The 23,553-nt window shown below is 45.1% G+C and carries 17 protein-coding genes; 8 read left to right on the top strand and 9 right to left on the bottom strand.

Annotated elements, in window-relative coordinates:
• The first annotated feature begins 82 nt into the window (after nt 1-82).
• Nucleotides 83-1,147 carry an OmpA family protein gene (locus NFI81_RS19290; RefSeq protein WP_234616276.1) on the top strand — a complete coding sequence of 355 codons (1,065 nt, stop codon included), beginning with the start codon at nt 83-85 and terminating at the stop codon, nt 1,145-1,147.
• A 5-nt stretch (nt 1,148-1,152) separates the two neighbouring features.
• Here NFI81_RS19290 and tpiA read toward each other — a convergent pair whose 3' ends face one another.
• On the bottom strand, nt 1,153-1,914 hold the full coding sequence (tpiA, locus tag NFI81_RS19285; RefSeq protein WP_234616277.1) for a triose-phosphate isomerase: 762 nt from the start codon (nt 1,912-1,914) through the stop codon (nt 1,153-1,155).
• A 299-nt stretch (nt 1,915-2,213) separates the two neighbouring features.
• On the opposite strand from tpiA, the gene NFI81_RS19280 reads away from it, so the two are divergent.
• The 5 genes from NFI81_RS19280 to NFI81_RS19260 all read left to right on the top strand — a co-directional run bounded on the left by NFI81_RS19280 (nt 2,214) and on the right by NFI81_RS19260 (nt 9,128).
• Nucleotides 2,214-3,482: a pepsin/retropepsin-like aspartic protease family protein gene (locus NFI81_RS19280; RefSeq protein ID WP_234616278.1), complete on the top strand. Its 1,269-nt coding sequence runs from the start codon at nt 2,214-2,216 to the stop codon at nt 3,480-3,482.
• Between the two features lie 39 nt (nt 3,483-3,521).
• Complete coding sequence (mnmC2, locus tag NFI81_RS19275; protein WP_234616279.1) at nt 3,522-4,178, top strand: tRNA (5-methylaminomethyl-2-thiouridine)(34)-methyltransferase MnmC2; 657 nt, start codon at nt 3,522-3,524, stop codon at nt 4,176-4,178.
• A gap of 13 nt (nt 4,179-4,191) precedes the next feature.
• Nucleotides 4,192-4,776 (top strand): D-sedoheptulose 7-phosphate isomerase, encoded by a 585-nt coding sequence (gene lpcA, locus NFI81_RS19270; protein ID WP_234616280.1) that lies wholly within the window; start codon nt 4,192-4,194, stop codon nt 4,774-4,776.
• A 40-nt stretch (nt 4,777-4,816) separates the two neighbouring features.
• Complete coding sequence (locus NFI81_RS19265) at nt 4,817-5,257, top strand: NUDIX domain-containing protein (protein ID WP_234616281.1); 441 nt, start codon at nt 4,817-4,819, stop codon at nt 5,255-5,257.
• 88 nt (nt 5,258-5,345) lie between these two features.
• Nucleotides 5,346-9,128, top strand: coding sequence for a DEAD/DEAH box helicase (locus tag NFI81_RS19260; RefSeq protein ID WP_234616282.1), 3,783 nt, complete (start codon nt 5,346-5,348; stop codon nt 9,126-9,128).
• Between the two features lie 14 nt (nt 9,129-9,142).
• On the opposite strand, the gene NFI81_RS19255 is transcribed toward NFI81_RS19260, so the two are convergent.
• From NFI81_RS19255 to NFI81_RS19230, 6 genes are all read right to left on the bottom strand, one after another.
• Nucleotides 9,143-9,460: a hypothetical protein gene (locus NFI81_RS19255; protein ID WP_234616283.1), complete on the bottom strand. Its 318-nt coding sequence runs from the start codon at nt 9,458-9,460 to the stop codon at nt 9,143-9,145.
• Between the two features lie 153 nt (nt 9,461-9,613).
• Nucleotides 9,614-9,997, bottom strand: coding sequence for a RidA family protein (locus NFI81_RS19250; protein ID WP_234616284.1), 384 nt, complete (start codon nt 9,995-9,997; stop codon nt 9,614-9,616).
• Between the two features lie 33 nt (nt 9,998-10,030).
• Nucleotides 10,031-12,181: a DNA helicase RecQ gene (gene recQ / locus NFI81_RS19245; protein ID WP_234616285.1), complete on the bottom strand. Its 2,151-nt coding sequence runs from the start codon at nt 12,179-12,181 to the stop codon at nt 10,031-10,033.
• A 59-nt stretch (nt 12,182-12,240) separates the two neighbouring features.
• Nucleotides 12,241-14,364 (bottom strand): helix-hairpin-helix domain-containing protein, encoded by a 2,124-nt coding sequence (locus tag NFI81_RS19240; RefSeq protein ID WP_234616286.1) that lies wholly within the window; start codon nt 14,362-14,364, stop codon nt 12,241-12,243.
• A gap of 24 nt (nt 14,365-14,388) precedes the next feature.
• Nucleotides 14,389-15,252, bottom strand: a complete 864-nt coding sequence (gene nadC / locus NFI81_RS19235; RefSeq protein WP_234616287.1) for a carboxylating nicotinate-nucleotide diphosphorylase — start codon at nt 15,250-15,252, stop codon at nt 14,389-14,391.
• Between the two features lie 58 nt (nt 15,253-15,310).
• Nucleotides 15,311-17,098 (bottom strand): capsule assembly Wzi family protein, encoded by a 1,788-nt coding sequence (locus tag NFI81_RS19230; protein ID WP_234616288.1) that lies wholly within the window; start codon nt 17,096-17,098, stop codon nt 15,311-15,313.
• 125 nt (nt 17,099-17,223) lie between these two features.
• On the opposite strand from NFI81_RS19230, the gene upp reads away from it, so the two are divergent.
• Nucleotides 17,224-17,868 (top strand): uracil phosphoribosyltransferase, encoded by a 645-nt coding sequence (gene upp / locus NFI81_RS19225; RefSeq protein ID WP_234616289.1) that lies wholly within the window; start codon nt 17,224-17,226, stop codon nt 17,866-17,868.
• A gap of 8 nt (nt 17,869-17,876) precedes the next feature.
• On the opposite strand, the gene NFI81_RS19220 is transcribed toward upp, so the two are convergent.
• Complete coding sequence (locus NFI81_RS19220) at nt 17,877-20,957, bottom strand: carboxypeptidase-like regulatory domain-containing protein (protein WP_234616290.1); 3,081 nt, start codon at nt 20,955-20,957, stop codon at nt 17,877-17,879.
• 299 nt (nt 20,958-21,256) lie between these two features.
• Between NFI81_RS19220 and NFI81_RS19215 the strand changes: the two genes are divergently transcribed.
• Nucleotides 21,257-22,324, top strand: coding sequence for a mannose-1-phosphate guanylyltransferase (locus NFI81_RS19215; protein WP_234616291.1), 1,068 nt, complete (start codon nt 21,257-21,259; stop codon nt 22,322-22,324).
• A gap of 36 nt (nt 22,325-22,360) precedes the next feature.
• On the opposite strand, the gene recF is transcribed toward NFI81_RS19215, so the two are convergent.
• A complete protein-coding gene (gene recF, locus NFI81_RS19210; RefSeq protein ID WP_234616292.1) occupies nt 22,361-23,461 on the bottom strand; it encodes a DNA replication/repair protein RecF in 1,101 nt (366 codons plus the stop codon).
• Between the last annotated feature and the right edge of the window lie 92 nt (nt 23,462-23,553).

The following is a 23,553-nucleotide window of genomic DNA, read 5'->3' as shown; positions in this document are numbered from 1 at the left end:
CATTGTTTAACAAATTTTAACAAACTATCAGGAATGTTCAGGCGTTCTTGCAGTTAGTTTTTAAAAGTTAACATTAAAAGTCATGAATTTCAAAGTGCTTTTGGCAGGAGCAATTGCCATTGTATTTTCATTCAGTCCCGGTTTTGGACAAATCACGAATAGCCCTAAGGTTGAAGAGCAGTCTGTGCCCTACGTAAAAATCAGGCGTGTGGAGCTTACAGATCAGCAAACGATCATTCATTTTCAATTTGTTGAGAAAAAAGCGGTTCAGGTTCAGCCGCGCAATCTTCCATTTCCTATTAATCCAAGGCAAAAACAGCAATTCCAGCAGCCGAATGCGGGCGCAATCTGGCTTGATCCTGAAACCAGACTATATAAGCCCGGTGAAATTGATGTAAAATTTAAATTCATCAAAGCCGATAACATCCCAACTTCCGGTTCGAAAGAAATAATGCCGGGTGACACCGTCAATTTTGTGGCTTATTTTGAGCGTCTGGATCCGGGAATCGAGGTTTTTGACTTTTACGAAGGCCGGAGTACAGGTGGAAGCCAGTCTTGGAATTTCTATGGCATACACATTAAAAATCCGCCGAAAAAGGATGCCAAAGCACCGCAAGCCACCGCAAAAGTGGATAAGCCGATAAAAAAGCCGGTCCAGCCAGCGCCTGCAACTAAGCCGAAAATCGCCGAAGAACCAAAGCCTGTTGAAGAACCCTCCGAAGCCGAAAAGCCAATAGAAGCTGAAAAATCAGAAAGTGCGTTGGACAAACTGAAAGCTGGCGGACTAGGTAAAGTTGCGGTGGGTGAAACGATTAGCTTGCCTAATGTTTATTTCGAGACCTCAAAAGTGGATCTGCTGCCCGAGTCATACGAAGAACTTAACACGCTGGTTGACCTGATGAAGGAAAGTGAAAACATCAAGATCAGAGTAGAAGGGCACACGGATAATGTGGGTGATTTTGACAAAAATCTCGAACTATCCAGGAAGCGGGCGGAATCGGTTAGGAGTTATTTGATTGAAAAAGGGATCGCTGCCGATCGGATTGAAGCGAAAGGCTACGGAGGCACCCGCCCATTGGCGAAAGGCACCTCCGAAGTTGAACGCAGCAAAAACAGAAGGGTAGAGTTTGTAGTTACCCAAATGTAAGATGCTTATCTCGCCTTGATAATGTTTGTAAACTCCCTGGATTTCAAGGATGCGCCACCCACCAGGCCGCCGTCGATGTCCGGGGAGCTAAACAATTCCGCAGCGCTGGCTGCTGTAACACTGCCGCCGTACAAAATAGAAATCTCCTCAGCAATGTCCGCTCCATATTTCGAAGCAATGTGCTGACGCAAAGATGCATGCATTTCCTGAGCCTGCTCAGCAGAAGCTGTTAAGCCCGTGCCGATCGCCCAGATCGGCTCATAGGCAATGATAACAGAGAGCAATTGTTCCTCCGAAAGGTGGAAAAGACTCTCTGTAATCTGGTTTTTTACAAATCCAATATAGTCTTCATTTTGGCGCTGATCCAGCGATTCGCCGCAGCAGAAAATGGGTGAGACGCCGTTTGCCAGCGCCGTATTCACTTTTTCTGCCAGGACAGCATTGCTTTCATTAAAATATTGGCGACGCTCGCTGTGCCCTACCAGCACATATTCCACGCCGATAGACTGCAACATTTGAGCCGAAATCTCTCCCGTATAGGCACCCGAAACCTTGTCTGAGCAGTTCTGTGCAGCCAGGGCAAAATTCGGTGCGCTTTCCAGATATTTCTTGATAGTAGTAAGATAAATGGAAGGAGGGCAAAGGATCACTTTTACATCACTTTGAACCTCATCATTAGCCATATTTACGAGTTCCGAAGTCAGCGCAACTGCTTCATCCAGAACTTTGTTCATCTTCCAGTTACCTGCAACAATTTTTTTTCGCATGAGAAAATTTTTATTGTGAAAAAACGCCTTTTAACGCAACAAAATTACCATAATTTCATCATTTACATGATTATGAATAAATGTTCTGAAAAATCACAGAAACTTTGCACATATAAAGAATTTTTTGTGTTTAATTAAGACAAAATGCATTAATTTTACTTAGATAACCGATAGCGTCATTTTTGACACTTACTGTACACAGAGGATAATAAATACAGAGTTAAGCCATTTATAATCAACGTGTTTCTTGATGTTAATACCGGAGTTTAGAACTTAGAATTTAAAGAAAGGAGGCCACGATGAAAACGTCTAAGTGGTTAGTTGTAGCGATCATACTTTTTACGAGCAGCATATCATTTGCTAAAACAGAAGATGTACCCCCCGTTTCAGAGGAGAAGTATGGCTACTTTCTAGATAAAAATCACAAATCTACCCGCATCCCTTTTGAACTGCATTCAAACCTCATTCTTTTGTATGCAAAGATCAACGATACTGACTCCCTCCGCTTCATTCTGGACACGGGGGTAAGTTCCATTATTATCACTGACCCCTACGTTCTCAAACCAGACAAGCTCCGGTTAACCAGAAAAGTAAACCTCACGGGCGCTGGCGAAGGAAAAAGCATTTCGGCTCACGTCGCGATCGATAATAAATTTTCGATGGGTCGGCTCAAAGCCAATCACCAGAACATTGTGGTTTTGGAACAGGATTTTTTAAGACTGTCGGAATACGTTGGTGTGCCTGTCCACGGCATTTTTGGCTATGAAATTTTCAACAACTTTGTCGTTACCATTGACTTTTCTAAAAAGGAATTGATCTTAATGCGCCCCGATAAATATCGTTACAAACCCAGTAAGGGCGATAAGCATCCGCTGATCATTGAGGATACCAAGCCATTCACGGATGCGGTAACGCTTTTTGCTGACGGTCGCGAACACCCCATCCGGGTGTTGATCGATACAGGCGCCGGTCACGCGCTGTTGCTGAACAATTCACCAAAAGAGTCGTTCAGGCTGCCTGAAAAAGTGATTCGCGCGCAATTAGGCAGGGGATTGAATGGCGTGATCAACGGAAATCTGGGCAGGATCGATCGTCTGAAATTGGGCAGGTTTACTATGGACAACATTGTGGCATCCTTCCCCGACAGCATTGCATTCGGATCTAAACTTCGTGCGGGACAGTCTCGCCAGGGCAACATTGGATGCGAATTGCTGCGCCGCTTTAAGGTTACGATGAATTATTCCGAAAGTTATATGGTGCTCAAACCTGTCAAAAGCCGTCTGCGGGAGAAATTTGAACACGATATGAGCGGAATGGAAATTCGCGCAGAAGGGATTGACCTGCGTTCGTACATTGTAAATCACATTGCGGATGATTCCCCTGCATTGAAAGCGGGGCTGCTGGAAGGTGATCAGTTGCTATTTATCGATGACCATTCGGCTTCCGACATGAATGTGAGCGAAATTTATAAGCTATTGCAACGCGGAGACGGCAGAAATATTGATCTGCTTGTAAAACGGAAAGGGGACATTTTCTTTACCCAAATCACCCTGAAAAGAATGATTTAAGTTACTTTTAAGCCAAATTCATTAAATGCGCGGCTTAATTTGGAACGCCTCATTATAACCGAAGACGGTTCTCATTCGCTGTACAGTCCACAATACAATCAGCAATATCACTCCTTACAAGGTGCGCTGGTAGAAGCGGAGCACATTTATATTAATCTTGGCCTGCGTCCGTTGCTGGAAGAAGCGGAATCTACGGTCCGCGTTTTCGAAATGGGTTTTGGAACCGGACTCAATGCCTTCCTGACCTGGAAACTGGCCGATTTGTTAAAAAAAGATATCCGTTACGTCGCAGTTGAAGCCTTTCCCGTCTCACGGGACGAGGCTTTTTCTTTGAATTATTCTTCATTAACAGGCCAGTCCGGGTTTATGGAGCTGCACGACTGTCCCTGGTCCGAAGATTGCGTGCTTTCCGGGCATTTTAGCTTACGAAAAGAGCATTTAAGGCTTGAAGATTTTAAATCAACAGAAAAATTTGATGTAATTTACTATGACGCCTTCGACCCGAGGGCCCAGCCGGAACTGTGGACAGCAGAAATATTTTCACAGATAGCAGCCCAAACGCGCCAGGGCGGCGTATTGGTAACATATTCGTCTAAGGGGGTTGCGAAACGCGCATTGCGTGCGGCAGGTTTTGAGGTTCAGAGGCACAAAGGACCGGGACGAAAAACGCATGTTCTGAAAGCAATAAAAATTTAAAATCTGACATAAAATGGATTACAGCAGCATTATTAGCCAGGAATTAAAAGAGGCACAAAGCGTTTTAGATCAGTTTTTGAATGATCCTGTACAAATTGAAAAAATAGAAAAAGCCGCCCGCTTGATGGCAGATGCGATTTTGGCAAATGGAAAAATCATCTCCTGCGGAAACGGCGGCTCACATTGCGACGCCATGCATTTCGCAGAAGAACTTACCGGCCGCTATCGCGATAATCGGCGTTCACTGCCTGCAATCGCGATATCAGACGTGAGCCATTTGAGCTGTGTGAGCAATGACTATGGTTATGAATTTGTATTTTCCCGTTTTATAGAAGGCCTGGGACAGCCGGGTGACGTTCTGTTTGGGCTTAGCACAAGCGGCAATTCGGCTAACATTATCAAAGCAACCGAGGCAGCGAGGGCCAAGGGCATGAAGGTGATCATTATGTCCGGGAAAGATGGCGGGAAGCTGGCCGGAGCCGCGGACATTGAGATCCGTGTGCCGCACTTTGGATATGCCGATCGCATCCAGGAAATACACATCAAGGTGATCCATATTTTCATGCTTTTGATTGAAAAAATGGTTTTGCAGGAATAATTGGGCTATATTATCCTCTGCACACCAACCTCGAATCAAAATGAATGTCCGTCCTTCTGCCATTATTTTACAAGATGAGCGCGTGCTCACTTTACGCTATTGCTATGGAGATCAGGAGGTTTATGCATTGCCGGGAGGCAACCCTGATCCGGGAGAATGTCTTTCACAAGCACTTTCCAGGGAACTTCATGAGGAGCTGGGCGTACAAACCAAGGTCAATAATATGGCTATTTGCGGGGAGGTGATCTGGCCGGAGATTAAAAAAGAAACACTTCACATTCTTTTTCTGACATCCATCACCGAAGGCACTCCGGAACTCAATCCAGTCCACACTTCCGCTTTGGAAATGGTGTGGCTGCCGGTTGCAGAACTGGGTAGCAAACTATTATATCCGAATGTGGGCAGAGAAATAATGGGCATCTATCAAAAAGCGGCTAACCCTGGACACATTGGCGTTATTGACCAGCCATATATCAAATAACGGGTTTTAGATTTTCCATATATTTTCTCTTCGTTTCTATAAAAGAGAAACATACCGTACTTTTGCATTTTAAATGGCAGCAGGGTAAATGGAAAACGAAAAGAAGGAGAAATTATCCAACTTCTTATTAAGGCGGGCGGAGAAGGATGTATTGTCGAGAGGGCGTTCCATTTATAGCAGCGGGGGATTAAAGGTCTCCAAGCTCGACTATAACGGTCCGGGTAATGCCGAATTTAAGGTCAAGAGCGACTATTCTATTCAATTTTACCAAATATACATCCGGGATTTTCTCACGCCGCAGATCACTACCGAGTGCTCTTGTCCGGACAAAAACGGGCTTTGCAAGCATCGCGTTGCCGGCATTTTATACATTCTGGATAAAATGCCGACCATTAAGCAGGTTATGCATGAAATGAGCAGCACGGTTATTGATCTGGCCGAAATCAAAGAACTTCAACTGAGAAATCTGGTTCTGGAAGACACCTGGAAAAACAGGGAAGCGATTCAGAATGTCACCATAGTTTCAGCCAAAGAGGGTGAGGCACAATGTATTGTGCAAGAAAATGGCGAAGATTTTACCGTCGATTTTCAGCGCATTAAAAGCACCAAGCAGGTTCACACTTCCTGCACTTGTAATCAGCAACTTTGGGTGCCGTTATGTCAGCACAAATTGGCTGCATTGCTCAAACTGCGGGAAGAACTGGGCGAACGCGCTTTTGAAGTAATGCGCGATTTGACGGTTGAAAAAAATAATCTACTAGCGGAATATGGCTATTCACTTCAGGATGACATCAAAGGAAAGTTTGAGTTCAAGCTCGACGAAGATGGAGGCCTTTACCTGATCAAAGCCGACCCTGCACTGCAGAAAGTGGGCCCTTACCAGGATTGGCATACATTAAGGGAGCGCATTTTGCCAGCGCAAAACGTCTCTTTCAGTGTTTCTACGGATAGTCAGCAAGACGAGGAGGACCGGATCTCCATTTTTGTTTTTTGGCCGAAAGGTAAAAATCATTTACTGGACATTGGTTTCGGCGTTTTTTCTGTCAAATACAGCTCCAAATCGGAGAAGATCACTAATATCCGGAACATTGCCGGCGGTTCGAGCCATTATTATTCTGCGGACGAAATTCCGGTGCTTACTGATGCGGATGCGCGACTTGTGCGCATAGCGAAGCATTGGGAAGAAGGTTTGCAAAAGTTCATTCGCAAGCAGGGCTGGGCTTACAATGCTTATCTGCATTTCGATGACGTGAGTTCGGAGCAGCGTTACGAGGCCAGAAATTATGTTGGGAAGCATTTGAACAGGATTTTCAATGACCTGGATGCAGAACGTGTTTACCTCGCAGATGGCGATTATGTAACCAGCAATAATCAGCTCACGCAGCTTGAATTGCACCGTGAACCAGTAAAACTCTTCTTCGTTCTGACGGAGGATAAGGAATTTATTACATTAAATCCCTATGTAGAATTGACTGCCGGAAGTCCTTTGGAATTGCAGAAAGTGATTTCGCTGGATAGTTTTTGGTTGGGCATTCACAATGATAAAACGCTTTTCCGCTGGGCTGGCATTAGCGAGGCCGAAATGGTCGCATATCTGGGCCAGACGGGTTATAAAATTCGGGTTAAGAAAGAATTTTCAGACGAATTCCTGAAAGATTGGATCATTCCGGTGGCTGAGCAGTTTGATGTCATTTTTCAAACGCGGCACGAGGTGCTTTCCCGTCCCTTAACTTTTAGTAAACCAAGGATTTATCTGAAAGAAGATGATGCTAACCTGCTCATCGTTCCCCATTTTGTTTATCAGGATGAAAATGAAGTAGGCTCCGAAGTAACATTCATGCGTGATCAGCGCCGGAGCAAAACAGGCTTCGAAGACAATAAAATAACGATGCTGGAACGCGACCTTCCCGCCGAAAACGCCGTTTGGGAGTGGGTAAAATCGTTGAATCCGGCTTTTGCAAATCAAACGGGTCAGCCATTTTTTTATGTTCCTCTGGACCAGGTAATGAAAGGCGGGTGGCTTTTCAATTTTGTGGAGGCGGTTGGTAAGAAGAAATACGAGCTTTTGGGTTTCAAAGACCTGAAAAAAATGCGCTTCAATCCAAATCGCGGCACGGTGAAAGTGAATGCTTCTTCAGGCATTGATTGGTTTGATATGACCGTGGAAATTACTTTCGGCGACCAACGCATCTCGCTTGCCGAGGCGAAAAAAGCATTGCTGAAAAAGCAGAATTACGTTCAGTTACAGGATGGTTCCCTGGGCGTTTTACCTGATGAATGGATCAGTAAGCTCGAACCATTGCTGCAATTCGGGCGTGTGAATGGCGAAAAAATCCATTTGTCCAAAATTCATTTTTCGCTGATTGATGAACTGGTTTCGGAAACGGATAATGAAGAGGTCTTCCGTGAGCTTTATGAGAAAAAGCAAAAACTGCTCAATTTCAAGCAAATTCCGAATGTTGCTTTACCTGGAAATGTGAATGCTACATTAAGACAATATCAGGAAGAGGGTTATAAGTGGATCCACTTTCTGGATGAGTTTGGCTGGGGCGGCTGTTTGGCGGATGATATGGGTTTAGGAAAAACCCTGCAAATGCTAACATTCTTGCAACAGCAAAAAAACCTCAATCCGCAAAATACGAATCTTGTCGTAGTTCCTACTACGCTGATTTTCAACTGGCAAGCAGAAGCGGCAAAATTCACGCCGGATCTGAGCCTGTACGTGCATCGCGGCATGGCGCGCAGGAAGGACATTGATTTTTTCAGGGAATACGATATTATCCTGACCACTTACGGCACCATGAGGAGTGACGTGGAGCTGCTAAGGAAATTTGATTTCAACTACATTGTGCTGGATGAAGCGCAAGCCATTAAAAATCCTGATTCGCTGACTTCAAAAGCTTCGCGGTTATTGCATGCGAAGAACCGCTTGACGATGACGGGAACGCCTGTTGAGAATAACACATTTGATCTTTACTCGCAATTTGAATTCCTGAATCCGGGTATGCTGGGTCATGCGGACTTTTTCCGCAGCGAATATGCCACACCGATTGACAAATATCAGGACAAAGAAAAGGCGGCAGAATTGCGCAAGCTGGTTTATCCGTTTATGCTAAAACGCACAAAGGAGGAAGTTGCTACGGATTTGCCCGACAAAACAGAAACCATATTGTTCTGCGAAATGGGCGTGAAGCAACGCAAGGTTTACGATACGTTCCGTGAAAAATACAGACTTGAAATTGCAGAAAAGCTTGCCACAGAAGGCTTGAACAAAAGCAGTTTCCTGATTCTGGAAGCACTTTTAAAGCTGAGACAAATTTGCGATTCGCCTTCCATCTTGTCTGGCGATGAAGATTTTGGCAATGAATCAGCCAAGCTGGAAGAAATTGTAAGGGAGATTGAGGAAAATGCTTCGAACCATAAGATATTGATTTTCAGTCAGTTTCTGGGGATGTTGGATTTGATTCGTCAGCATCTTGAAAAGGTGAACATTCCATATGAATATTTGGATGGCCAAACGGTAGACCGGGCCGGTCGCGTGAATCGTTTCCAGAGTGACCAGACTTGCCGCGTATTCCTGATGAGCCTTAAAGCGGGTGGTGTAGGCCTTAACCTCACCGAAGCGGACTACGTTTACTTGGTTGATCCATGGTGGAACCCGGCAGTAGAACGCCAGGCTATAGACCGAACACACAGAATCGGTCAGACGCGTAAGGTGTTTGCTTATAAAATGATCTGTAAGGATACAATTGAAGAGAAAATCCTTTTGCTTCAACAACGGAAGCAGGATCTGGCAGAAGATCTGGTAGGAGGAGAATCGGGCTTTATCAAGAAACTAAGCCAAGAAGACATTATGGGGCTTTTTAGTTAAGCGCCATAATGTCTTTAATTATTAAGCATTTTCGTCCCTGATGAAATATTAAGCAGGCTGTTATTCATCAATTTCACAGAACTCACCGATTGCGAAGAACTGTCAAGCGAAGCGAAATCAAATAAATCCGTTTTTGAAAGAATAGTTACTTCATCTGCCGCATTTGTTTTTGGGATTTTCCCAGTTGCCAACTCACCACTTCTGTCTATTGAGGGAATATTGTACATTTTTTCTACATTCCCACCTGTCATTGCCTTATAACGCGCTTCTTTTTGGACTACACAAAGTCCTAGTAAAAAGGTGGCAATGAGCAACGTATGTTTATTTTTCATAGTTAAGATGTCTATTTTTTACGGGTCTTTATCAGACAACTACAACACAAAGAGCAATTTTCGCTCCAGATGGTTGTAACCTTTAAAAAATTATTTAAGTGCAAAAAAGACACATATCATTTTGTTGAGGCCTTTTTTAACTTTTCTAATATGCTACTGCACTATCGCCGTGAATTCTATCTCTATTAAATATTCAGGAGCAACAAGTTTGCTGATCTCGTAAATACTCGTGGTTGGCTTGACATCCCTAAAATAAGTGCCATGAGCCCTCGCTATTTCATCAAACAAGCTCACATCTGTTGTAAAAATACGTGTCCGAACAACATCACTTAAACCAGCTCCGGCTTCTTGCAGGACTTTTTCAATTCTTTCAATAATGTTATTAGTTTGAGCAAAAGCGTCGTCGGCCTTCACTTTTTCTCCATCCACGATTGCAACGGTGCCGGCTACTTCTATAATGTTGCCAATGCGAACCGCCCGGCAGTATCCCATTTTGTCTTCCCAGGGAGAACCTGATAGTATATTTTGTCTTGACATGGCGTAATTGTTATAATGATGTAAAGATAAAACTTAATTTCGTGATTCCTCGAAAAGTGCAAGTGCGAGCCGGATCTGGCCGTAGTCAAATTGCTCATTAAGGAGCTCGAAAAGTGGTTTGAGCGGATCATTCTTGCCTACCTGAATTTCTGATGCCGCCTGCGTTATTGTATTATAAGCTTGATTATCAATGAGTCCGCGAAGGTCAATGTCGTGGCCATCTTCTTTTAGCTTGATCAAATGTGAAATAATAGTGACTGTGCTAAGATCACGTTTTTCTGCAATTATTTTTAAAGAGTAACCTTCTTTGTACAAATCCAGTGTTTCCACGTAAGTCATGCCTTTTACCACACGGGTTCCGGGTTTGGTATTTTCTCTGGCAAAGGCAAGAATTTCATTGATGAAAGTTTCTCCATAACGGCGGAATTTCTCCGCACCAATCCCTGAAACAGCCTTCATCTGCGCCTCGGAAATAGGTTTTTTCTGAGCCATTTCCGAAAGAGTCGCGTCACTAAAAACCACATACGGCGGCACGCCCAGCGCGTCGGCCATTTGTTTTCTCAAAATGCGCAGCCTTTCAAACAATGCATCGCGGATGATCTCCTGTTTTGGTTTTTCCTTTGGAACAAGTTCTTCTTCTTTGGCCTTCCGCTCGGATATTGGAATGAATTTCACCAGCTCGACTTTTCGCTCACCCTTCAAAACCTGCTTGCTAACCGGATTCAACTTAAATGAATGTGCTTCGTCGTAGGCAATGTCCATGACGCCGGAGTTGAGCAGCTGGCCGATATATTCGGCCCATTCTTCTCCGCGAAGCTCGTTACCCACACCGAAAGTGGGAAGCCTGTCATAGCCGTGTTGCAGAATGTTGCGATTGCGGCTACCTCTTAAAATATCAATCAGCATCCCCATCGCCACTTTCTGATCGGTTCTCGCGATCCCGGAAAGTGCTTTTTGGGCGATGACGGTGGCGTCGAATCGAGTTCTTGGATTTCGGCACACGTCGCAATTGCCGCAGTCATAATCTACGGCTTCATTAAAATAGCTCAGCAAAATGCGTCGCCGGCAAATATCCGCTTCCGCATATTGCTTCATCCGGTTCAGTTTGGCGTGCAAAAGCTCCTTCTGCTCAGCCGACTGATCCGAATTATTGATCATATCCTGCCTGGTAATGATGTCCAGGAAACTGTAAAAAAGGACTGTATCCGAAGCAGAACCGTCACGACCCGCCCGTCCGATTTCCTGGTAAAAGCTCTCCACATTCGAAGGCAGATTGTAATGAATGACCCAGCGCACATTGGATTTGTCAATCCCCATTCCGAAGGCAATCGTGGCCACAATCACCTGAATATCATCTTTGAGAAACTGCTCCTGAACGCGCGAACGCTTATCCGGTGCCAAACCTGCATGATAATATTCCGCTTTGAAGCCAGCGTTTTTCAGGCTGGCCGCCACGGTTTCGGTTCCTTTCCGGCTCAGACAGTAAATGATGCCTGCTTGTCCTTCGTGTTTTTTCAAAAATTCCTGAATCTGCTGCATCCGCTTTCTGCCCGGAAGCACGCTCAGGTTCAGGTTAGGTCGGTCGAAGCTGGCAATGAATGTTTGTGCGGATTCAATGTTCAGCTGTTTCAGGATATCCCGCCTTGTCACCCGGTCGGCGGTGGCGGTTAATGCAATCACGGGAACGTCCGGGAAACGCAATTTCAATGTATTCAGCGATCGATATTCCGGACGGAAATCGTGGCCCCAGGAAGAAATACAATGCGATTCATCCACAGCAAATAATTTCACATTCCATTCGCGCAGGAATTCAAATGTATTTCCCGAAAAAAGCCGCTCGGGAGCAATGTATAGCAATTTAAGTTCGCCGATTTTGGCTTGCCACATGACACTATCCTGCTCGGAGCCGGATAGTGAAGAATTTAGAAAAGCAGCATTGACACCATTACCACGCAACGCTTCCACCTGATCCTTCATCAATGCGATCAATGGTGAAATGACGACTGTCAGGCCGTCTTTGAGTATGGCGGGAATTTGAAAGCAAACGGATTTTCCACCGCCCGTGGGCATGAGGACCAGGCAGTCATTGCCTGCCATTACGGTGTCAATGATTTCGGCTTGCTGCGGTCGGAAGGAGTCGTAACCAAAATATTTTTTTAGTGCTTCTAGTTTGTTGTCTTGCATTGGATCTTGAAAAAGAGGTCAAATTTTGGGATTAATTACGGGCATTCAAAAACATTTGATTAAAACTGATACATAACCTGGGCCTTCAACTCGCTGCGTTTGTCGCCCTGGATTTCATTGAGGCCGGAACTGATTTTATCGAGATTCGCATAGCGCGTCTGCGACCACCTGAGCCACAGCTTCATATTTTTTGAAACCGCGTAACGGGCCATGAGATAATGCCGTGTTCCGGCGTCGTAATAAGCCGGAATGGAAAAGGCGTAAAGCATATCTTTTTCGTAAACATATTGGCGGCTGTCATAGTCATCGGTTTTGAAATAGGCCACGCGCGCACTCAGTTCCAGCCTGGGGAATTGCCAGCTAATGTCTTGTAAAACTGTAAAACCGTTTGATTTTGAGATTTTTAAGTAAGCCAGATTGCCGCTTTGCAAGCGTGTTTTAAGTGCAAACCGAAGCGGTTCTTCATATTCTACATGAATCGTAGCCGTTTTGCGGACTGTAGAAACAAGTCCTTCTTCGCCTTCATCTGCGGGGGCATTGCGTTGCTTTTTCTTTTGGTGATATAAGGCATAGGCATTAAAGCGCTTGTTAGGTTTCCAAAGCACGTGGAAATAACAGTCATAGCCTTTCGATGGCGCGTCTACCAGGTATTTCAGCCAGGGAAATTTGAAATAATCATAATAAGCACTTAATTTCCAGCGCCGGTTAGGCGCGTAACGAAAGCCTGCATAACCGCCCGTTTCATTGATTGGCCGCGTTGCCTCAGCAATGGCATTTCCATAAAATGTATGAAAATCACGATCATAATGTCGGCCTAACAAGCTGATATCGAACTTTTTACCTAGTGCTGCTATCAGCCCGGCAATGGCTCCAAGACCACCGCTTTTCGACCGGGCCGTTTCGCCGAAAAAATGCACATTCTGCCATCGGTAATCAGCATGCAGGCCGGCAACCAGATTGTGCTTTCCAACGAATTCATAGCGATTGTAAGCCGCATTTCGCTTTTGTAATTTAATGTCATAGGACGTGTTCAACATTGTAAAGCCAATTTGGCCTGCTTTGGACGGTAATTTGAAGAGCAAATGTATGCCGACATTTTGCTCCGGAAGGTTATTATGCTTTTCCCGCTCGCTAGCGGTTCTGTGATAGCCGGTTACTGGTAAGGAACTGGCGATTTGCGGATTCTTGTCTTCCGCGTCATTTACTGTTGCATCCCGTTTGGCATAAGAATAAAAAGTAGTGAGTTCGAAATGCTTTGATAATGAAAACGTCGCTGCAACTCCCCGGAAAAAGTTGGATTCCTGAACGGAAGTGTAAGGTTTCAAACCCAATGTGCTTCTATATGTGGAGCTTATGACCTCTGCGCCTTTGCCTAAGGAAAAGCCGGCCGCCATAACCAATCCTTGTCCGGCCTGCATCTGATAATCGCCAATGATCAGGTTTTTGATCCTGCCCTGATTCATGATCTGGGCATGAAATGAAGAGAAGTCTGCCCCCAGGATCTGCCGTTTTGCATTCCAGTGCCACCATTTTTCGCCTGCGTCTTTTTCCATTGCAAAGCCGTAACTGTAAATACCAGCGCGGGAATTTCTGTATTTCAGATATCCGTAAAGCGGTTTTCCGTTATATCGCGAGGCATTGGAGCCGGAATCGGCTGGCAGGAAGCCTTTTTGTTTTTCCAGTAATTTGCCCGAGCGAACGATCAGGAAATGTTGCGAAGGATTTTTGAGCGACTCGGCTAGTGATAATGTTCTTGAATGCACAGTCACAAAGGGCAGTAAACGGTAAATCGTAGCCAGATCGAAGTCCGGAACTGCCTGTAACTCGTAAAGAGAAATGAGCGGGCCGAGCTGCTCGCGGTATTTTAAAAAGGAATTTAGCTGTGTTTCTGAAAGAAGCATTAAGGCCGCCAATTCATCACGCGTAGCCTTGTTAATGTCCAGCGGATCGGCATATAATGCAAAAAGCGATTCGTAGAGTTCGCTGTAATCGACTTCTTCTGATGGGTCGGCGATCAGATTTTGGATGAAGGGGTCAATGTCTATTTCCCTGCGCGGCGGCTCCTGAGCGGAGAGGGTTTTTGTACTAAATAAAAAAATGAGCGCGAGGACAACACACAGCAGAACCGCCCGGCCCGGGATTTTCAAGTTAAAAGCGTATGTTAATGTATTTTGTTTAATCATACGCTTTTAGGTTTTGGTGAAAGGTTAAAAGGCTTTTAAACTCAAATCCAGGCTCCTTGCCTGGTGTGTTAATGCACCGCTGGAAATTCCGTCAATCCCGGTTTCTGCAACAGCACGCAACGTTTTTTCCGTAATATTTCCCGAAGCCTCCGTTTCATACCGTCCGCCAATGCGTTTTACGGCTTCACGCAGATTTTCGAGTGAAAAATTATCCAGCATAATAATGTCGACCTTCCCCACACGCAGCACTTCGTCGACTTCTTCGAGATTTCTGGTCTCAATTTCAATTTTCAGGTTTTTACCCAATTTCTCCCTGTACGCACTTGCGCGCAAAATGGCCGGTTCAATGCCGCCTGCATAGTCTACATGATTGTCTTTCAGCATAATCATGTCGTACAAGCCCATTCGGTGGTTGACCGCGCCGCCGATTTTTACAGCCAATTTTTCAAAAACCCGAAAATTGGGTGTCGTTTTTCTCGTGTCAAGCAGCTTTACAGGTAAATCTTTGATCAGATCTGACATCTGGCGGGCGTAGGTTGCAATGCCGCTCATGCGTTGCATTGTGTTGAGAACCAGCCGTTCAGCTTTCAGGATCAGTCTTGCATTCCCTTCAACCGTAAATACCACATCCTTGCTTTTGACGTAGGTTCCGTCAAGAAGTAACACATTTATTTTTAGGGGGGGATAATTATATGCAGCGGCAGTCTCATCAAAAATGATCTGGGCAACTTCAACGCCCGCCAAAATTCCGTCCTGCTTGACGAGCAACTGTGCGCGCTTGGTCGCATTTTCGGGCACGCAGGAAAGGGAAGAATGATCGCCGTCTCCAATGTCTTCCAGCAAGGCAAGCCGGATCAGGTCGCGCAATTCATGGGGGTTGGTTTCCATATTACGTATGGTTTTTGATAAAATTTATCAGTGTAAAAATAAAGGAAGTCGTTGATTACTAGTAAGTCTGCTGGCGGAAAGCCATGTTATAGCGCAGTGCCAGAGACCAAACCGTTGATTTGGCGGCTATTGATTCGTCGGGAGAATTAATTCTTCTTTGGAGAAAACGGCCATCAATAAATAAATTGTGCGCCAGCGAATAGCTTGCCCGCAAGTCCGTGTAAGCAGTGGACGCTTTAATGCCCTGGCCGATCTTCTGGTTGAGATCGCCGTCACGGTCTACATTGCGGTTCTCATAGCTTTTGGTAATGTCGCCCCCATAGCTCATATTTTTATTGTTACTCGGATCACGGCCTTGATTTGCCATCATGATCGTTCCGTAAAAAGAAAGGCGCGAAGTGGCCTTATAGCGGATTATACCCAGATATTCACGGAAATTTGCGCCTAACGGGTGCGTCAATGATTGTCCATAATGCACGTAATTGGCGCCCCCGTCCTTATGTGAATAAGTGTAGGGACGTACAACATTATACTCTGCCTGCAAATCCAAATTAGGCACACCGAAAGCATCCACATATTTTCCGCCAAGCTGAAAACTGTATTTATTCGTCCAGGAACCGCTGCCATTAAAAAGGAATTTTGTCAAAAACTCATCGAGCACAAACTGGCTGTAAATGGAAGCCTTATTGGCAACCAGCCAGCGAAAATCGAAACCCAAAAGCGCATTGTCCTGGCTTCCAAGGTAAGATTCTACATAACGGTAAAAAATGATCGGGTTAAGATAATTCAGGTCATAACCTCCGCCCACAGAATCGCGGTTAAAAACCTCTGCCTCAAATACGCCTATGTTAATCTTGTCCGTCAGATTAACGCTTAAATGGTGAATGGCCGCAAATTTTTTACCTCTCAGCAATCCGTCCTTGGCATCCTTATGGGAATTGATCATGCTTGTGTAAAGATTGGTATAATGAAACTTACCAAGCTGTGTATCAAGTCTTAAAAAAAGATATGGACTGCTGTTATCTGATAAAATAAGTGACCGGTAACCGCTGCCGAAAACGTTGTGGTCGTGGCCAAATTTCACATTAATGCTCTTCAAGGGCCTAAAAGTAATGTAACCCCGTGCTGTCAGAAAGTCAATGCCGTTGTTGCGGGTTGTCTTGGCAAGTCCTTCGCCAGGAAAGCCATATTCCGAGTGCTTAAAATCATTCATATAGCGGGGATAACGGCCCTGGCTATCCGTAACGTACGTATAGAATCCAAGCTTTTCATTGATCATTCCCCTGATCTCAACGCCCCGGCTCGTTCCCCATAATTGTGATGGAGTTGAATCAATGCGTGTACCGAAGTTTTTGCCGTAGCTGTTATCGCCGCCTATAAAGTTCGTTGTAGTAAAATTAAAATGCAGGTCGAAATCTTTGTTGTGAATGCTGAAAAGGTCGGCGGGATGATGGAAGAACTTGCGTTTCTGGCCCGGAGGCGGATCTTTAAAAAGGCCTAATCTGGCCAGCTTGTCATATTTCAGCGAATCCGTAGCGATCATTCCTTTTGTCCATTCCCAGCTATCTTCCCGCAAATAATCGATTGTTTCCCAATCGCGTTCCGTCAGAGTTATAGTTCCTTCCTTTAATATGGAATCGGTTAACGAGACCACGGCTTTTCGTTCGAAGGGCTTGACGTTGGCGTGAAAACCTTCTGTGAATTTGCCCCTTTTGATCTCTAAACGATCAATTAAATGGTAATAATCGTCATTGAAAGGAACAAAGGAGCTTTGTGCATGTACGTATGACAGGGATATCAGTGGTAAAATCAATATTTTGAAAAGCCGGATAATTCCTTGATCCATAGGCAAAAAAAATCTACTGTTCACACAATTCACCGTTTGCGGATTATTTTTCAAATAACTCTTCCAAATTACGTCAATGAATTTGTATTATCTTGCATGGAGTAGTTTAAAAAACTGTCCGAACTATGTTTTTACTTTCCCAAAAACCTTCTATCGCCGATCATTATCTGGCCGAATTGCGTGACGTAAATTTGCAGAAAGACAGGATGCGGTTCCGCAGAAATCTGGAACGGGTGGGAGAGTTGCTGGCTTACGAACTTTCCAAAACGCTCACATTTAAAACAGAGCAAGTTGAGACGCCACTAGGACAGGCTTCTTCCCGAACATTGTTGCAACCCGTGGTTCTGGCCACGATTTTACGTGCCGGACTGCCATTGCACGAGGGCTTTTTAAATATGTTTGATAAGGCGGATAATGCATTTATCGGCGCTTACCGGGGTCATCATATCAATGCGGAAGAGGAGTTTGAGGTTGAGATGGACTACATTACCAGCCCGGACCTTACCGGGAAAATACTAATATTAATAGATCCAATGCTTGCGACAGGGCGTTCCATGGAGAAAGTTTATCATGCTTTGCTCCGCTTCGGAATCCCCGCGCAAACCCACATTGCCTCCGTCATTGCAAGTCCCGAAGGCGTCGATTATCTTCAAAAACGCATTCCGCACTGCCGGTTATGGCTAGGCGCAGTCGATCAGAAACTCAATGAGCACTGGTACATTGTGCCCGGACTTGGCGATGCTGGTGATTTGGCTTACGGCGAAAAGTAAGCCAGCTTCTAGTTCAGTAATTCATCAAATGTGATAGAAACATAATAAGTGGAACCCACATTCGGACTTCCATAAGCCTGTATGTATGATTTGCCAAACAAATTGGTGCCGCCCAGTTTGATGATGGATTTCAATGCGTTGACCTTGTAACTCACCTGCGCATCAAGTACGCTCACCGAAGGCACACGCGTGTTTGAGAAAACCGGCACGTCCGTTGTTGTCGGCAACACAAAGCTTGATTCCCACAAGAACGCCTGCTGATATTTGTAGGCAATGTTAAATCCAACCGAGTTGTTGCTCGTAATTCTTCTGCCAAATGTGAGGTTATAACGATATTTCGGCGTGTTAAACTGCGAATACTGAACTTCCGGCGACGGTTTAAAATCATTCAGCTCGTTATTGGCAACATTTCCTCCAATGTTAAATCCTTTTGGCAACGCATAAGTCAGTCCAATCGCAAACCCTCTTGTAGTAATGGTCTCCGTAGTGTTCACCGTTCTGGAATAACCATTGAAATTCCCAACACCAATGCCCGATTCGATAGGCAGACCGGGAGCAGCTGCGGCTGTCGGCACGACAATCACTGTTCCACCGATGAAATTTTTGTATTTGCTAATGTAGTAATAGGCATCAACGAAAAGTTTTTTAGCAATAACTGCTTTATAACCAATCTCATAAGAAGCAATGCGTTCTGGTTTCAGTTTTACCGGTTTGTATTTGGGCAATTTTGCCAAAGCATAAGCCTTGGCCAGATTAGGCACTAAACCCGGAACCTGCGCGGCCAGAATTCCCGGCAGCTGGGCAGAAAGAACGCCCGGCAAAGCCTGGTTTACGCCCGCTGTGATCGCTGCCTGGATGGCGCCTGGCGAATTTGGGACGGTTCCGGAAGCAACGCCCTGGTTCACAGCCGTCGTTACCTGGGCCGTTACCGCGGCAGTGATGGCAGTGGTGGCTTGCTGGGTTACTGCTGCTTTTGCATAATTTGTGGCATTCTGCACAATGCTCGGATCGCTCGCAATTACTTGCATAATAGCATCTTCTGAAAGATTTTGTCGTAAAATCCCGCTGGAAAGATTATACCTGGAATCGAATTCCGGCAAGCCACCGATCAATGTTCCCGATGGGGTTCTGAGATCAATGTACTGGTTTTGGGTGGTTGGAATGCGGAAGCCGGTTTGGTAAGACAGGCGAATGTTGTGTTCGCCGAATGTGGTTACCGCAGAAATCCTGGGTGTAAATTGTCCGTCGAAATTTTCGTTTTTGTCATAACGAATGGAGCCGGTTAATTTCAAATGATCATTCAAAATGGTTTTTCCGGCCTGTAAAAATGCACCGAATTCTGAGATGGGGATTTTGCCATCGCGGCCTTCTTTGGTGTCTGCAAATAAAGTCCCTGCGGATCTCAGCTCGTAAAGCCGATAATTGGCCCCGGCCAGCAGCTCTACAAATTTGATCTGATTTTTGAAATTATAAAATCCTTCGATATGGTAGAGATTGGTTTTGTCTGCGAAACCGCCCCCACCATTCACAATTGCCAGATTTCTGTATTTATCCAATAACTGATCATATGCGGCAGTTCCAGGCATAGGCATGCCTTTATCCGCCACGCCCCGCGCCGCCAAATGCGCCTGATCTTCGGGCATTCCTGCGCCACGAGCGGTTGCAAATGCGCCTACATATTCGCCAAACCACGTGGCATGCGGCTTGAAATCGTTTAGCATGGAAACGGCGGCTAGCCCGGCCAGGTAGGATTTCCCAGAGCGCTCCTGGGTGGTGTATGCCCGTACGGTGAAATTATCTGCTTTTAATTCGAGCTTGGCTTGCGTCAGATTGAAGTCACGGAGCGAATAACGGCCTGTTCCTGTGTAAACCGTTGTTCCATAACCATAATTAACCTGTGCAATGGCCTCAATTTTTTCGTTGATCCGGTAATGAAGCGCCGCGTTGGCTTTGAAACTTTTGGTATTATAATCGACAATGTCCTTTTCTTGATAACCCGTGCGGCTCACAAATGTATTCGGAACGAGCGCCACGGCAGCTTGCGGGATCAAACCATTGGCGGCCAATGTGCCCGCAACCGCATTAATGTTGGTCTGGACTTCATCTCCGTAAACATTCACACCGTCATAATCATTATCTGTTCCTGCACCACGCCTGGGATCGGAAGTTCCGCCCACATTCAAGTTGTTGTAATTCGTTGCTTCCCAGTCTTTTGCAGTAATGTAAGACAGATTTACTTTGAAAGCCACTTTGTTATTGAATGCTTTGGCATAACGAATGGTCCCGTCGATAAACGGCGTTGTTGCTTTGGAGCGGTTGGATTCGTGCATCACACCCGATTTCACATTGGCGCTTAATCCCTGATATAAAAAAGGGCTTTTACTATTCATGAGGATCAGACCATTGATCGCGTTAGGCCCGTAAAGCGCCGAGGCTGCGCCTGGCAAAACTTCCACATTTTCAACATCCAGCTCAGACATGCCGATGATATTATCCAATGGAAAATTCAATCCCGGAGCCTGGTTATCCATCCCGTCGATCATTTGGACAGTCCTAGGATTGCCCGTGCTGCCAAATCCACGCATATTCACGGATTTAAACAAGACACCCTGTGTGGTCATATCAATGCCTTTCAGATTGGCCAGGGCATCGTAAAAGTTCGCCGACGGCGTTTCCCGGATATTCCTGATGTCCATTTTCTCAATCGCAACGGGCGATTTCATCACACTTTCTTCAACTCTGGAAGCCGAAACGATGATCTCCTGACCCAGAACAACTTGCTCGGCCAGCTTAATGTCCAGTTTGGACATGCCGCCCGTCACGGCTATCTCCTGAGTTTGAAAACCAACAGAGGAAACGATTAATGCAAAAGGCGGATTTGATGTAGTTGTGAGGTTGAATGCTCCTTTGTTATCTGTGATGGTCCCGATTACTTTCCCCTTTACCTGAATGCTTACACCGGCAAGCGGTTCGGCAGTTGTAGACTCTGTGACCTTGCCTTCGATCGTAATCTGCCCATATGCTGTCGAGAGCATCATTAGCAGCAGAATCAGAGGGCACAATTTTAAAATGGTAGAGTAATGGTTCATAGTTTTAATGGGTTGATGTTGTCTTAGCAAGTTAAAATAATAATGCATTATCACATAGCATTATTATACTATTTTTTCTTTGAATCATTTCAAAATTATACTTTATTACCATTTTACACGCGGTGATAAAGATGGCTTACACGCTTTTGTCCTCGCGTATCCGGTTTCGATTTATCCCGTAAAATGCGCCCAGACGCATTTTCTTGACGCATTGATTCATTGTGATTGGTCATAACTGCTTGTTTATAGTTAGCTTTGGGTAGTTTTCATAGTGTGGATAAATAAAATTACCTTTCACAATGCAGGATTCTTATGTTATTATAATGGCCGGTGGAGTTGGTACGAGGTTTTGGCCTTTCAGCAGAACGGACTTCCCTAAACAGTTTCACGATGTGTTGGGAACCGGTAAAACACTTTTACAGCAGACAGTTGAGCGCTTCGACGGCGTTTGCCCGATCGAGAATATCTATATTGTTACCAGTCAGGAATATAAGGATATTGTTAAGGAGCAGATCCCGGCTTTGACGGACGATCAGATCCTTTTGGAGCCGAACCGTCGTAATACAGCACCTTGCATTGCCTATGCCTGTTACAAGATCGCTGCCAAAAATCCGAATGCGAATGTGGTTGTGGCTCCTGCGGACCATATTATATTAAAGGAAGAGAACTTCCGTGACACCATTAACATTGCTTTGGGCGCAACGCGTAATGAGGATATTCTGGTGACCCTGGGCATTCAGCCAAGCCGCCCGGACACGGGATATGGTTACATTCAATACATTCCCGACAAGCTGACGGTTAAGAAAGTGAAGTCTTTCACCGAAAAACCGCATCTTGAACTAGCGATCAAATTTCTAGATAGCGGGGATTTTGTTTGGAATGCGGGGATTTTTGTTTGGAATATCAATGCATTCAAAAAGGCACTGAAAAAGTTTCAACCCAACATTGCTGAGATTTTTGAAGGAGGGGAAAACCATTATTACCTGGAAACAGAAGATGGTTTCGTTCAAAGGGCATATCAACATTGCGGCAGCATTTCCATTGATAACGGAATTATGGAAAAGGCTGATAATGTGCACGTTGTACTTAGTAACTTCGGCTGGTCGGATTTGGGAACCTGGAAATCACTTTACGAAGTTTCAGAAAAAGATGCCAACCTGAATGTAACGGACGGCAATCTGATCCTGCATAACACAACGAATTCGATCATCAAAACTCCAATGGATAAATTGGTGGTTGTCAACGGCCTCGACGGCTTCATCGTCGCAGAATACGACGGCGTTTTGCTCATTTGTAAAAAAGAAGATGAGCAGAAAGTGAAGGAGTTTGTCGCCGAGGCGAAGGAGCTGGATGTGAAATACGTTTAAAACAAGCTGATTGACAGAGTGACCGGCCCGGCTTGCTTACTCTGTCAATTTGATCTTCTCAATCTCAAAAAACCTTACATCCGCTTTCACATTCTCTAAAATCTTCTGAGAACGTTCTGGCCTTGCGTCGGTGATGAAAACTTGGCCGAGGAAGCCTGTGTCGATTAATTCTATGAGTTTTTGGATGCGGCGGTCGTCGAGTTTGTCGAAAATGTCGTCCAGTAACAGGATGGGCGTTTTTTCTTTTTCTTCTTTTAATAATTCAAACTGCGCCAGCTTCAATGCGATCAGAAATGACTTCTGCTGGCCTTGTGATCCGAATTTTTTGAGCGTGACTCCGTCGATTTCAAAGGTGTATTCGTCTTTGTGAATGCCTTTTCCCGTCCGTTGTGCATGTAAGTCACGCGCCCGGTTCTTGCGGAACTCCGCCGGAAAGTCCTTGCTGGCGACTTCGCTTTCGTAAATGACGTCCACTTGTTCGTGGCCGCTGCTGAGGAAATCGTAATTTTTATAAAACAATGGCACAAACCGGCTCATGAATGTGCTGCGGTGATGATAAATGCGCAGGGAAAGGATGATCAGCGGCTCATTATAGGTTTCCAATAAGTCCTCATCCACATAATTACGTTCCGCAAAATGCTTCAAAAGGCCATTTCGCTGGCTTAGGATCTTATTATATTGAAGGAAGTCGGTGAGATAACCCGGAGCGGCTTGCGCTAAAACACCATCGAAGAAGCGCCTGCGCTCCTCGCTGCCGTCGCGGATCAGGTCTGTATCATTGGGTGCAATCAAAACCAGCGGAAAAAGGCCGATGTGATCGCTTAGCCGGTCGTAGTTCTTTTTATCGGCCATGAAAATCTTGCGCTGGCCGCGCTGCATGCTGCATGTAATCTGCGTATTTCTGCTTGAATCTTTAAAAATGCCGTCCAGAACAAAGAAATCAGCCGTATGCCGAATGCCGAGCGCATCCTGGTTATGAAAGGCGCTTTTGGTAAGACTCAGAAAATAAATGGCATCCAAAAGGTTCGTTTTTCCACTTCCATTCTCCCCAACCAAACAATTTACATGTTCCCCAAAGGTGAAGGCTTTCTCTTCATAGCTTTTAAAGTATGTAAGATGGAGCTTTTCTAGCCACATGAACTTCTTTGTTATTTAGTTTATGCTTATTTTCGCAAATCTAATGCGTGAGTACGGCAAAAACAGACTCTGTTCAAACCTCAAACTTTAAG

Origin of the sequence: Dyadobacter fanqingshengii (assembly GCF_023822005.2) — a bacterium.
GTDB lineage: Bacteria > Bacteroidota > Bacteroidia > Cytophagales > Spirosomataceae > Dyadobacter > Dyadobacter fanqingshengii.
This window is presented reverse-complemented; position numbering and strand designations above follow the sequence as displayed.

Coding starts and splice junctions, on each gene's coding strand:
- NFI81_RS19290 (WP_234616276.1), top strand. CDS start 83: ATGAATTTCAAAGTGCTTTTGGCAGGAGCAATTGCCATTGTATTTTCA.
- tpiA (WP_234616277.1), bottom strand. CDS start 1,914: ATGCGAAAAAAAATTGTTGCAGGTAACTGGAAGATGAACAAAGTTCTG.
- NFI81_RS19280 (WP_234616278.1), top strand. CDS start 2,214: ATGAAAACGTCTAAGTGGTTAGTTGTAGCGATCATACTTTTTACGAGC.
- lpcA (WP_234616280.1), top strand. CDS start 4,192: ATGGATTACAGCAGCATTATTAGCCAGGAATTAAAAGAGGCACAAAGC.
- NFI81_RS19265 (WP_234616281.1), top strand. CDS start 4,817: ATGAATGTCCGTCCTTCTGCCATTATTTTACAAGATGAGCGCGTGCTC.
- NFI81_RS19260 (WP_234616282.1), top strand. CDS start 5,346: ATGGAAAACGAAAAGAAGGAGAAATTATCCAACTTCTTATTAAGGCGG.
- NFI81_RS19255 (WP_234616283.1), bottom strand. CDS start 9,460: ATGAAAAATAAACATACGTTGCTCATTGCCACCTTTTTACTAGGACTT.
- NFI81_RS19250 (WP_234616284.1), bottom strand. CDS start 9,997: ATGTCAAGACAAAATATACTATCAGGTTCTCCCTGGGAAGACAAAATG.
- recQ (WP_234616285.1), bottom strand. CDS start 12,181: ATGCAAGACAACAAACTAGAAGCACTAAAAAAATATTTTGGTTACGAC.
- NFI81_RS19240 (WP_234616286.1), bottom strand. CDS start 14,364: ATGATTAAACAAAATACATTAACATACGCTTTTAACTTGAAAATCCCG.
- nadC (WP_234616287.1), bottom strand. CDS start 15,252: ATGGAAACCAACCCCCATGAATTGCGCGACCTGATCCGGCTTGCCTTG.
- NFI81_RS19230 (WP_234616288.1), bottom strand. CDS start 17,098: ATGGATCAAGGAATTATCCGGCTTTTCAAAATATTGATTTTACCACTG.
- upp (WP_234616289.1), top strand. CDS start 17,224: ATGTTTTTACTTTCCCAAAAACCTTCTATCGCCGATCATTATCTGGCC.
- NFI81_RS19220 (WP_234616290.1), bottom strand. CDS start 20,957: ATGAACCATTACTCTACCATTTTAAAATTGTGCCCTCTGATTCTGCTG.
- NFI81_RS19215 (WP_234616291.1), top strand. CDS start 21,257: ATGCAGGATTCTTATGTTATTATAATGGCCGGTGGAGTTGGTACGAGG.
- recF (WP_234616292.1), bottom strand. CDS start 23,461: ATGTGGCTAGAAAAGCTCCATCTTACATACTTTAAAAGCTATGAAGAG.